This window comes from Prosthecobacter sp., from assembly GCF_044222565.1.
In the GTDB taxonomy this organism is placed as follows: domain Bacteria; phylum Verrucomicrobiota; class Verrucomicrobiia; order Verrucomicrobiales; family Verrucomicrobiaceae; genus Prosthecobacter.
In genome coordinates this window covers 300,212-311,264 of the sequence record NZ_JBGANA010000007.1, presented here as the reverse complement: position 1 = coordinate 311,264, position 11,053 = coordinate 300,212, and the positions used below count along the sequence as shown (strand labels likewise).

The following is an 11,053-nucleotide window of genomic DNA, read 5'->3' as shown; positions in this document are numbered from 1 at the left end:
CGTTGGAGGTCTTCAGCCATTCTTTCTGACGACAAGTTCCCAGCTGTATGGACCCACGGCATCGTTCTCATAGACGAGGGTCGTGGCGTTGATCTGCTCCAGGTGGCGTTTGACGAAGCTGAGCGAGAAGTCGGCGTGCACGTGGTGCTCATTCCGCGGATGGCCCTGGGCGGTGCAGTAGGCGCGATAGCGGACTTCATCGGGGCAGCCGATGATAAGAAGGCCGCCTGCTTTGAGGACACGCAGCCATTCGCGCAGCACGGCGGTGGTGTCGGGAAAATCTTCGAGCAGGTGGGAGCTGAAAATGTAGTCCAGTGAGGCATCGGCAAACCAGTGCAGCTTGGTGGCGTCTCCGGCAAACTGGGTGGGAAAGATGCCGGTGGAGTAAGGGCTGGGGAGATCGATGCGGACAGCGGTCTCATTGATGGGATCGCCACCGAAACCGAGATCGATGCCATCGCCTTGGCAATACTGGGCGAGGTTGGGACGATGGATGGAAGTCTCGCTGGCGAGGGGGCTGGTGCGGATGCCGGAGACCCAGCCTTCGCGGGAGAGGATGCCGACCAGCACATCGCGCACGGGCTTGATGGCAAGCGTGCGGGTGAGGAGCTGTTTGACGGCGGACTTCATCGCGAATGGCTCAAGCGCGCAGCAGTTTGCCGAAGCCTTGCAGGCAGCCGGAGAGGACGGGGAAAAACTGGCCGCGCCCGGAGCGCTTGAAGAGCAGTGAAGTGAGGTAAAAGAGATGCAGTGGTCGGCGGTGCGGGTGAGGCTGCTCTTGTGGTCGCCACCTTGGGAGTCGTGAAAGCAGCGGGCATCGCGCACATGCACCAGGCGGTGCGTGCGGCCGACGCTGAGAGAAGCGGCGAGGTCTTCGCCCAGACCACCGGCTTCGAAATGTTCGGGCACGGCAGGCACGGGCAGCGCGGATTTGCGATATAGGGAGCAGCAGCCGATGAGCCATTCAGCGTTCACCACGGGCGAAATGTCGGACGAGGTGTCGGGCATGAAGGTGCAGCAAGGGCCGACACAAGCTGCGGCGTAGGTGGAGCGCACGCGGCCATGGTCGAACCAGCGCATAAGGAGCGTGGACCATTTGCCGGGAGCTTGGTAGCCTTGATTGGTGATGGTGGCAGTGGCGCCGCCGATGCTGGCATCTGCTGCCATGGTGGCGTGCAGTTGTTCGAGGCATTGCGGCTCCAAGATGACATCGTCATCGAGAAACCAGACGTAGGGCTGGGAGGCTGCGGCCACGGCTTGGTTGCGCTGCGGGGCGAGGCCGGTGCGGACGGCCTTCTCGTAGCGCCAGACGGCGGCGGGTTCGCCCCACATGCTCTCAGCGGACTGAACTGCGGCGTGGGTGCTGTTGTCATCACTGGCATCACAAACGACTATCTCGGCGGGTCTGGCGGTCTGGGCGCGCAGGCTTTCAAAGAAGCGTGCGCCACACTAGATGACATCCGCAAAGCTCTTCTCCATGCGCCGGAAGCAGACGATGGAGATGAGGAGGAAAATGAGGCTGACCGCTATGGAAAAGAGGAAGCTTTGCCAATGCAGATCGGTGGTGCCGCAGATGGCCCAGCGGAAGCCGTCGATGATGCCGACGACGGGATTCAGCGCGATGAGCAGGCGGCCCCAGTCGCCGTAGCGTTCCGCGATGGCGGTGGTGCTGTAAAACACGGGCGATACGAAGAGACCGAACTGCACCACAAAAGGAATGACGTAGCGGAAGTCGCGATACTTCACATTCAGGGCGGTGAAGAGCAGGCCGGGCCCCATGGCGCTGACGAAGGCCAGCAGCGTGAGCAGCGGCAGGGTGAGCAGCCGCCAGGTGGGTGCCACGCCATACCAGATCATGAGCGCGGCGAGAATGACGAGGGAAACGGCGAAATCGACAAAGGCCACGACCACGGCGCTCATGGGGAGGAGGAGGCGGGGGAAGTAGATCTTGGAAATGAGGCTGGCATTGCCCACGAGGCTGTTGGCGGACTCGCTGAGGGCGCTGCTGAAAAAGAACCAGGGCAGCGTGCCAGCACATACCATGACGGCGTAGGGCACACCATCGTCCGGCAGGCGGGCCAGGCTGCCGAAGATGCCGGTGCCGATGAGGATGGTGAGAAGCGGACGGAGGACGGCCCAGGCGACGCCGATGGCGGTCTGCTTGTAGCGCACCAGGGTATCGCGCCAAGCGAGGATGCCGAAGAGCTCGCGGAAACGCCACAGGTCGCGCCAGTAATGCGCTTCGCTGCGGCCTGCTTCGATGACGAGTTCTTCCATCAGTGGGTTGGAGATGCGGTCACGGATTTGACCCAGTCCTGGTGCTGCACATACCACTCCACGGTTTCGCGCAGGCCGGTTTCCACCGTGTGCGCGGGCCGCCAGCCGAGCTCGAAGGTGAGCTTGGCGGCGTCCATGGCGTAGCGGCGATCATGGCCGGGGCGGTCGGGGACGAAGGTGATGAGGCTGCGCGAGTTGCCGCCGAGGGCGGGCTGCAGGTCATCGATAATGTCGCAGAGCTGTTGGACGAGGTGGAGGTTGGCGTGCTCGTTGCAACCGCCGATATTGTAGGTCTCGCCGGGCACGCCCTGGGTGAGAACGGTCCACAGGGCTTCGCAGTGATCGGCGACGTGGAGCCAGTCGCGCACGTTCATGCCATCGCCGTAAACGGGGACAGGCTGGCGGGCGAGGATGCTCTGGATGGCCACGGGGATGAGCTTTTCAGGGAACTGATACGGGCCGTAATTGTTCGAGCAGCGCGTGATCATGGCCGGGAGGCCGTAAGTGTGGTGGTAGCTGCGCACGAGCATGTCACTGGCGGCCTTGCTGGCGGAGTACGGAGAGTTTGGCGCGCAGGGCGTTGCCTCGGTGAAGGCGGGGGCGTCGGGAGAGAGGGAGCCGAAGACTTCGTCGGTGCTGACGTGGAGAAATCTCGATGCTGGATCCTGGATGCTGGATGCTGGATTGAACCAATGAGCGCGGCAGGATTGGAGGAGGTAGAAGGTGCCTTTGATGTTTGTGGTGATGAAGTCGCCGGGGGCGGTGATGCTGCGGTCCACGTGCGATTCAGCGGCCAGATGCATGACATGGGTGATGTCGTGCTGGCGGATGACGCGGGTGACTTCGTTCTGGTTGCGGAGATCGACTTGCTCAAAGAGGTAGCGCGGATGGGTGGCGTGGATGCCTTCAAGATTTTCGAGATGACCGGCGTAGGTGAGGCAGTCGAGATTGACGAGCTTGGCGATCTCCGGCTTGTCGATGACATGGCGGATGAGATTGGAACCGATGAAGCCTGCGCCACCTGTGATGAGGAGGTTCATCATCAGGCTTTGACGGCGGCGTATTCGCTGAAGACGTTCATGCAGGCGATGCGGCGGGCGTCTTGGAATCCGGCGGCCTTGAGGGCGGAGACGACGGCTTCAGGGCGCACGCAGGTGTCCATGGTTTCCCAAAAATACACCATCATTTCTTCGGCCTTGGCGCTGCGGGTGAGCAGGCGGGCGAAGAAGGGATAGACGATGCCGAAGTAGAGTTTGAAAAGCGCGGAGCCGATTTTGCCAGCCGGGCGCGTGGCCTCCATGATGAGGACGCGGCCGCCGGGCTTGAGCACGCGGTGGAATTCACGGAAAGTGGCTTCAAGATCCGCAAAGTGGCGCAAGGCGTAGCCGACGGTGAGGAAGTCGTAGCTGCTATCCTCAAGTGGCATGCTTTCGGCGCGGCTCTGGATGAAGCGGGCGTTGGGCAGTTTTCCTTTGGCGACGGCGAGCATGCCATCGCTGGGCTCCACGCAGGTGATGGTTCTGTCGCCACCGAGCACTTCGCTGGCGGCGACGGCGACGAGTCCGGTGCCACAGGCGACATCGAGGTGCTGCATGCCGGGCTTCAAGCCATGGCGGCTTTGCGCGGTCCTGCGGTAGAGATTGCCCGTGCCGAAGAAACCCCAGCCAACGATGGGATCGTAGTGCTCAGCGCCCTGGTCGAAGAGCTGCTTCACATAGCCCTGCCGTTCTTCAGGTTGGGCGTAGCGATGGGCGAGGACCGGGTGGGGAGTCATGAGGGAATTCGGGAGAGCCGGAGTTACACCGCAGAGATTAGAAAAACGCAGAGGTTTGTTTTTGAAAATCTCTGCGTTTTTCCAACCTCTGCGGTGCAATGATTGGTTTAAGCGTTTGCTTAGGCGCTCTTGATGCCAACTCGCCGAACTTCGGTGCCGACTTCAGAAAGGTAATCGCGGTATTCGCAGCGGGGCATGCTGGAGACGAGGGTGTCGAACTGGTCGAGCGAGAGAAAGCCGCGATACAGGGCGGCTTCTTCGGGGCAGCCGAGTTTCATGCCCTGGCGTTTTTCGATGGTCTGCACGTAAGCGGAGGCTTCGTGAAGGCTGCTGCTGGTGCCGGCATCCAGCCAGGCGGTGCCTCGGCTGAGGCGCTGCACACGCAGGGTGCCGCGACGGAGATACTCTTTGTTCACGTCGGTGATTTCGAGTTCGCCACGTGGTGAGGGCTGCAGGCCCTGGGCGATGGCGACGGCGTCGTTGTCGTAGAGATAGACGCCGGGCACGGCGTAGTTGCTGCGCGGCTGCGCGGGCTTTTCTTCGAGGGATACGGCGTTGCCTGCAGCGTCAAATTCCACCACGCCGTAGCGTTTGGGATCGTTGACGTGGTAGGCGAAGATGGTGGCGCCGGATTTGAATTCGGCGAAGGCGCGCGGGAAGGCGTCGCCGCCGAAGAAGATGTTGTCGCCGAGGATCAAGGTGACAGCGGATCTACCGATGAAGGAAGCGGCGATGATGAGCGCCTGCGCGATGCCTTCGGGATTAGCCTGCTCGCGGTATTCTATCGTGATGCCCCACTGGGAGCCGTCGCCGAGGAGCTGCTGGAAGCGTGGCAAGTCATGCGGAGTGGAGATGAGGCAGATCTCGCGGATGCCGGAAGCGATGAGCACCGTGAGCGGGTAGTACACCATCGGCTTGTCATAGACCGGCTGCAGCTGCTTGGAAGCGACCTGAGTCAGCGGGTAGAGACGCGAGCCTGCGCCGCCTGCGAGGATGAGGCCTTTCATGCGGCGTGGGATTTCTGGTGCTCCAGCGATTGCTCAAAGCTGATGAGACGCCGCAGCAGAGAGTTGTAGCGTGAGTAGGCATCGCCGGGTTCGGAACGCAGGATGGAATACAATTGCATTTCTGGTTCAGGAAAGCGCTCCGGGGTTCTTGCAGGCATCGGCAGGCCGCCGCGTTGCAGCCGGGTCCAAGCCACCGCAAGCAGGCAGGACTCCTTGGTCACGCGGCCTTCCGCGTAATCGGTGAGTCCGCGAAGAATGAGTTCGCTGCCGGGGAGTTGATCGAGGGGGATCATCTGGAGTCTTATATCTCGGCTCAGCTTGGAGTGTGGGACAGCGCTTCTGGTTCTTTGTATTCTAGTACCGGCTTTAGCCGGCTCTTCGACGGACCGGCTAAAGCCGGTACTACAATACGGGGAAACTCACCGCGTAATCATCCAATCATTCAGCACCAGCACATCCATATTCGTGCGCAGGAAGCAGTCCAAAGCTTCTTGCGGGGTGCAGACGACGGGTTCGTTTTCGTTGAAGCTGGTATTCAATACCATGGGCACGCCGGTGATTTCGCGGTAGGCGGAGATGAGGCGGTGGTAGCGGGGGTTGGTTTCTTGGTGGACGGTCTGCAGGCGGCCGGAGCCATCGACGTGGGTGGTGGCGGGAATCTGGGGGCGTTTATCCACGCGCACCTGGAAGACTTCCATCATGAAGGGGACGTCGTCGTCCTGCTCGAACCATTCGCTCACGTGCTCGCGCAAGATGCTGGGGGCAAAGGGGCGGAAGGACTCGCGGCGCTTGATCTTGAGATTGAGGATGTCCTTCATGTCGGCGCGGCGGGGATCGCCCAGGATGGAGCGATTGCCGAGGGCGCGCGGGCCCCACTCCATGCGGCCTTGGAACCAACCGATGACCTTGCCTTCGGTGATGGCGGTGGCGGTGAGCTTGCAGAGTTCGGACTCGTCGTCGATGCGGCGGACGGTGCATTGCTCGGACACGATGTCGGCGTTGCGGGAGTCGAGGAGGGTTTTGATTTCGGCGTCGGAGGCCTGCGGGCCGACGTAGGCGTGGTCCATGACGTAGCGGGTGGGTGAGGCGGAGGCGGAACTGCGGGCAGGAGTGCCCACATCACTGCCGGAACTGCGCGCCACCACAAAGGCGGAGCCGATGGCGCCGCCGGCATCGCCTGCGGAGGCGGGGAGGTACATGCGCTTGAAGGGGGAGTTCATGTACACCTTGCCATTCGCGACGGAGTTCATGGCGCAGCCGCCGGAGAGGGCGAGGTTGTCGCAGCGGTAGCGGGCATGCAGGGACTGCAGCATGGCGAAGAAGGCTTCTTCATACATGGCCTGCGCACTCCGGGCGATGTCGCGGTGTTTTTGCTCCAGGGCATCGCCTTTTTCACGCTGGGGGCCGAAGAGGGCCTCCATGGGTTCCTTCTTGTACAGGGTGCCGACTTCCGGGCAGCAGTTGTCCCAGGTATAATGAACGTCGTCGCTGTGGTGGCGGAAGTATTTCAGGTTCAGCTTAAAGGTGCCGTCGCTCTGCACCTGCACGAGTTCGCGCATCTCCTTGAGGTACTTGGGTTCGCCATACGGGGCGAGGCCCATGACCTTGTACTCATCGCCAAAATAGGGAAAGCCGATGAACTGGGTGATGACGGTGTAGAAAATGCCAAGCGAGTGCGGGAAATAAATGCGGCCGTCGATCTGGATGTCGTTCCCCTTCCCCATGCCCCAGGCGGAGCTGGCGAAGTCGCCAAAGCCATCCACGGAAAGGCAGACGGCCTCGTCGAAATCGGACACGAGGAAGCCCGAAGCGAGATGGGCGAGGTGATGCTCCACGCGATGCACCTCGGCGCGGAATTTTTCCCCAGGGAACGCAGCCTGCACGGCGTCTTCAAAGCTGCCTGCACGCTTGATGTTGCGCAGGCGTTTCATGATGAGGCCGAGGCTGGGGCGCTTGCGGAGAACGAAGAGGGCGCGGCGCAGGTTGTTGACCTTGGGATTGCGATTGATGGCGATGTGATCGACGTCGCCGAGCGCAAGGCCGGCATCGGCGAGGCACCATTTCATGGCTTCGGTGGGCAGGCCGGACCAGTGCTTGATGCGGCGGAAGCGCTCCTCTTCTGCGGCGGCCACAAGTTTGCCATCTTTGACCAGGGCGGCGGCGGAGTCGCCGTGATAAGCATTCAGTCCGAGTACGATCATGCTGCCAGTAAAATAAAGCCAAGCTGCCGCCAATGGTCGCTTACACGGCGGCCGGGCTTGATTGCCGAGGTTGGGACGGCATTTTTCACAAAAAGGAGGGTGACTGTACCATGCTGATTCACAGCGCAAAGGATAAAGTGTCTTCCGGTGTTAAGAGTTTGACACCATCCTTTCCTGGAACCTGCCTCACATTTTCGACAACGTGAAAGCATCCATTGCTCGACCTATTTTTTTTGGATGAACCAAATCTCGTTTGCAGCTACCAAGTCCTGATGCGCCTTCTCCAAATTTCCCTGTCCGCCCTGGTCCTGTCCCTGGGGGCGTTTACCTCCGCTCAAGGACAAACCCCTCAGCCCGGTGGCAGCGAGGGCGTGGACCATGTGAGCAGCCTGGGCACCAAATTTACCAGCGTGCCTGGCACCACCGTAATGTTTGCCATCTACGAGACGCGGATCTCGGAGTGGAATGAGTTTCTGCGGCAGAAGAAGTATCCCTGGTCATACCAGACTCACTTCCAGCAGACGCCTGAGCATCCAGTTGTGGGCGTGAACATGCAGGACGCCGTGGCCTTCTGCAACTGGCTCACCGAGACGGAGCGTGAGAAACGCTTGATCGACAGTTCGCAGAGCTACCGCCTTCCTACGCCGGAGGAGTGGGACTCGGCGGTGGGTCTGGCCCGCGGACGCAAGAAGCTCAGCCTCAGCACCGAGGAAAAGCTGCTGGACGACCGCGTCTTTCCCTGGGGCGAGGACTGGCCGCCGCCCGCAAAGGTGGCCAACTTTGCCGACGGAGAGATCCCCGGATACAACGACGGCTACCCCTACACCGCGCCTGTTGGAAGCTTTGCCCCGACGAAGGAAGGCATCTATGATCTTTCCGGGAATGTCTGGGAGTGGACGCAGCCGGCGGAGGTGCGGGCACAGCCCACGGGCATCCTGCGCGGCGGCTCCTGGGCCTACTTCCGGCCGGAATGCCTGACCTCCACCTATCAGTATGTCGTGCCCGCGGATCTGCGCGCACCCACCACGGGTTTCCGGGTGGTCTATGAGGACAAACGGCGCACCGCCAGCCTGCTGGCCGCGTCTGATGCCGAGAAAAAGCAGGCCCTCGATGAGCGCATGAAGGAGATGACGGCGAGCCGCAAGGTGGATGCCACGGCCGTGGAAGCCCTGCGCAAAAAGATGCAGGGAAAGGATGACAGCGGACTGCCCGACCCTTCCACACTGAAGCCCGCCGCAGCGGATGGCAGCAGCTTCATCAACGCCCTGGGCATGCGCTTTGTGCCGCTGGCTGATAAAAGCACCGCGCTCATCTGCGCCACCGAGACCAGCGTGCGCGATGTCGAGACGTGGATGACTGACACCAAGCGTACCTGGACGCAGAAACCCTCCTTCCTTTTGGGGGGAAATCACCCTGCCGCCGGCGTTTCCTGGGACGATGCCAAAGCCTTCTGCGCCTGGCTCACGGAGCGCGACCGCGCCAGCAAACTCATCCCCGCCACGGCTTCGTACCGCCTGCCCACCGATGTCGAATGGAGCCTCGCAGCGGGATTGAAGGATGAGCCTGGAGCCGACCCCGCCGCGCGAAGTCTTTCCAACAAGACCCACTATCCCTGGACCCCCAAGGCGGACGACTGGAAGCCACCGGCACTCATGGCCAATCTGGACGCCACCAAGATCCCTGGCACCACGGACAGCTATTCTTACACCGCGCCGGTGGACAGCGCGCGGACCAACGCCCTTGGCCTGTATGAAATGGGCGGAAACGTCTCCGAATGGTGCGAAGATTCATGGCCTGGCGCGGCGGAGGAGCACGTCATCCGCGGTGGCAGCTGGCTGAGTTTTGACAAAGATGCGCTGCTAACCTCCGCCCGCAACCATGCGCTGAAAAGCGTAACACGTGCAGATTTAGGTTTCCGCTGTATGTTGGATCTAGGCATGCCTTAAGCTGCCTCGAATGGCCATGAGCCAGCCACCCCTCACCTCCCCTGACACTCACCCTGATGAAGGAGGCGAGGAGGGAGTCCATCTCCGCCGGGAACGCAGGCAGATTTTGCTGCTGGCCCTGGGCATGGTGGTGTTTGGCACGGCCTGCTGGTATTCCTACCCGCACATCACCCCGCTGGTCAAAAATTGGCTGGCCCACCGCCACTTGCCAGAGACGCGTCGGCAAATTCAGCAGAAGAACTGGATGGAGGCCGCCACCTCTCTGCGTGATGCCCGGCGTTGGGCGGCGGATGACCCGGAAGTCCTCCGGGTCACCCTGGAATTCCTCAACGCCGCCGCAGCCGAGGACACACGTGCCACGCTCAACATCCTGCTCCGTCTTCAGGCAGCAGGGGCGGCCACGCCTGAGGACCTCACGCTCATGGGTATGACGCACCTTCGCCAGGGGGAGGTGGCCAGGGCCAGGCAGATCTATTCACAGCTCCCGCCAGAGACGCGCCAGCAGCGGCAGGGTCTTGAGCTGCAGGCGGAGCTGCTGCATGCAGCCGGTGACACTGCCAAGGCCGAGGCCGTGAGGCGCCAGGCCCTGCTCTGCGATCCCGACGATCCCGAAAGCCTCAGGCAGCTGGCTGAGATGGATCTGCAGAGTCTTGAACCATCCCGCCGTGAGGCCATGTCCGCGCGCCTTTGGCAGGTGGCACGCGCGGGCAATGCGGCAGCTCCTGTCGCCATCGAAATTTTGGCCGCTTCCACCGCGCTCACGGTGCCGCAGCTTGAGGAACTCTCCGGTTTGGTGGAGGCACTCGCAGGACCGGCCAGCGAACGTGAACCGACGCGTTTCAAGGTGCAGTCCGCCCGTCTGCGGCTCCAGCCACATCTGCGCAACGAATTCATCGACCAGGAAATCAGACGCTGGAAAAACCGCACGCCCACGCAAACGGCTCCGCTGGTGCTGTGGCTGGCGGCCGAGCGGGAATACGACCGCATCCTGCGCCTGGTCCCCGCGCAGACCGCTGCACGCCATACCGATCTTCTGCCGCCGTATGTCGATGCCTTGAGAGCCAGAAAAAAATGGCAGGAACTCAACACCCTGCTGACCACCGGCGGGATCGACGCCGCCTACTCGAAGCTGAGAATCCGCCTCTGGCAGGTGGAGACCCAGGCGCACCTCCGCCCGGACAACGACCGCATCCGCCAGCTGCTGCTGGGCATCTTTGAAGACGCTGGCCGCGGGGACGATCCGGTCATCACCCTGGACGTTGCGAGCCTGTCCGAGCAGCTCAATCAGTGGGACCTCGCGGAAAAGTGCTATGCCACCGTGATCACGAAACACCCCCGGGCAAGCCCTGCCCTGCTGCCCAGGCTGTATCAGATGGCCGCCTACCAGCATGACGGCCCTGGGATGCTCAGCGCCAGCGCCCGCCTGCTGGCCTGCAAGCCCGACAACCCCATGATCCTGGCTCAAACGCTGTACCTCCAGCTGCTGCTGGGGATCGAGCTGGAGCTGGCAGGGGAGCAGCTGCGGAGCGTCTCGAGGGACACCGCAGCGCCCTCGGACCGGCTATGCTTGTTACAGGCTCTGGCCGCCTTCCGTGCAGGGCAGTTGCAGGCGGTGAACGATCCGATCAGCCGCGTGGCCAAGCCTGAAGCGCTCACCGCGGGCGAGCGCGCTGTCTTCGCAGGTCTGCTCAAGCTCTCCGGCGGAGACAACGGCCAGGCCTTCCGCCTGGTGGAGCGAATTTCCCCGGGATTGCTGCTGCCAGAGGAGAAAAGGTTTATGAAGAGGGCATTGTGAGGGGGCGACGCATTTCTGCACGCACATTTCCTATGAAGCCCCGCAGCAAACTA

9 protein-coding genes and 1 pseudogene are annotated in these 11,053 nt (G+C 62.1%); 2 read left to right on the top strand and 8 right to left on the bottom strand.

Annotated elements, in window-relative coordinates; all coding sequences use genetic code 11:
• Positions 1-12 precede the first annotated feature (12 nt).
• The 8 genes and pseudogenes from ACILSR_RS12905 to ACILSR_RS12870 all read right to left on the bottom strand — a co-directional run bounded on the left by ACILSR_RS12905 (position 13) and on the right by ACILSR_RS12870 (position 7,259).
• Positions 13-630, bottom strand: a complete 618-nt coding sequence (locus ACILSR_RS12905) for a methyltransferase domain-containing protein (RefSeq protein ID WP_395750227.1) — start codon at positions 628-630, stop codon at positions 13-15.
• Between the two features lie 390 nt (positions 631-1,020).
• Positions 1,021-1,428: pseudogene (locus ACILSR_RS12900) on the bottom strand (glycosyltransferase family A protein); the annotation flags it as partial.
• A gap of 21 nt (positions 1,429-1,449) precedes the next feature.
• Positions 1,450-2,277, bottom strand: coding sequence for an ABC transporter permease (locus tag ACILSR_RS12895; protein ID WP_395750188.1), 828 nt, complete (start codon positions 2,275-2,277; stop codon positions 1,450-1,452).
• A complete protein-coding gene (gene rfbB / locus ACILSR_RS12890; protein WP_395750187.1) occupies positions 2,277-3,320 on the bottom strand; it encodes a dTDP-glucose 4,6-dehydratase in 1,044 nt (347 codons plus the stop codon). The genes ACILSR_RS12895 and rfbB overlap by 1 nt, the downstream gene beginning before the upstream one ends.
• Entirely contained in the window at positions 3,320-4,051 is a 732-nt protein-coding gene (locus ACILSR_RS12885; RefSeq protein WP_395750186.1) for a class I SAM-dependent methyltransferase, read from the bottom strand. The genes rfbB and ACILSR_RS12885 overlap by 1 nt, the downstream gene beginning before the upstream one ends.
• 119 nt (positions 4,052-4,170) lie before the next feature.
• On the bottom strand, positions 4,171-5,058 hold the full coding sequence (rfbA, locus tag ACILSR_RS12880; protein ID WP_395750185.1) for a glucose-1-phosphate thymidylyltransferase RfbA: 888 nt from the start codon (positions 5,056-5,058) through the stop codon (positions 4,171-4,173).
• Positions 5,055-5,351 carry a hypothetical protein gene (locus tag ACILSR_RS12875; RefSeq protein ID WP_395750184.1) on the bottom strand — a complete coding sequence of 99 codons (297 nt, stop codon included), beginning with the start codon at positions 5,349-5,351 and terminating at the stop codon, positions 5,055-5,057. The genes rfbA and ACILSR_RS12875 overlap by 4 nt, the downstream gene beginning before the upstream one ends.
• A gap of 126 nt (positions 5,352-5,477) precedes the next feature.
• Positions 5,478-7,259, bottom strand: coding sequence for a carbamoyltransferase (locus ACILSR_RS12870; RefSeq protein WP_395750183.1), 1,782 nt, complete (start codon positions 7,257-7,259; stop codon positions 5,478-5,480).
• Between the two features lie 272 nt (positions 7,260-7,531).
• Between ACILSR_RS12870 and ACILSR_RS12865 the strand changes: the two genes are divergently transcribed.
• Complete coding sequence (locus ACILSR_RS12865; protein WP_395750182.1) at positions 7,532-9,205, top strand: formylglycine-generating enzyme family protein; 1,674 nt, start codon at positions 7,532-7,534, stop codon at positions 9,203-9,205.
• Positions 9,206-9,221: 16 nt separating this feature from the next.
• Positions 9,222-11,000 (top strand): tetratricopeptide repeat protein, encoded by a 1,779-nt coding sequence (locus ACILSR_RS12860; RefSeq protein WP_395750181.1) that lies wholly within the window; start codon positions 9,222-9,224, stop codon positions 10,998-11,000.
• The last annotated feature ends 53 nt before the right edge of the window (positions 11,001-11,053 follow it).

Excerpts from the sequence above, each read along its gene's own strand:
- ACILSR_RS12895 (WP_395750188.1), bottom strand. The coding sequence starts at position 2,277 with ATGGAAGAACTCGTCATCGAAGCAGGCCGCAGCGAAGCGCATTACTGG.
- ACILSR_RS12865 (WP_395750182.1), top strand. The coding sequence starts at position 7,532 with ATGCGCCTTCTCCAAATTTCCCTGTCCGCCCTGGTCCTGTCCCTGGGG.
- rfbA (WP_395750185.1), bottom strand. The coding sequence starts at position 5,058 with ATGAAAGGCCTCATCCTCGCAGGCGGCGCAGGCTCGCGTCTCTACCCG.
- ACILSR_RS12905 (WP_395750227.1), bottom strand. The coding sequence starts at position 630 with ATGAAGTCCGCCGTCAAACAGCTCCTCACCCGCACGCTTGCCATCAAG.
- ACILSR_RS12875 (WP_395750184.1), bottom strand. The coding sequence starts at position 5,351 with ATGATCCCCCTCGATCAACTCCCCGGCAGCGAACTCATTCTTCGCGGA.
- ACILSR_RS12860 (WP_395750181.1), top strand. The coding sequence starts at position 9,222 with ATGAGCCAGCCACCCCTCACCTCCCCTGACACTCACCCTGATGAAGGA.
- rfbB (WP_395750187.1), bottom strand. The coding sequence starts at position 3,320 with ATGATGAACCTCCTCATCACAGGTGGCGCAGGCTTCATCGGTTCCAAT.
- ACILSR_RS12885 (WP_395750186.1), bottom strand. The coding sequence starts at position 4,051 with ATGACTCCCCACCCGGTCCTCGCCCATCGCTACGCCCAACCTGAAGAA.
- ACILSR_RS12870 (WP_395750183.1), bottom strand. The coding sequence starts at position 7,259 with ATGATCGTACTCGGACTGAATGCTTATCACGGCGACTCCGCCGCCGCC.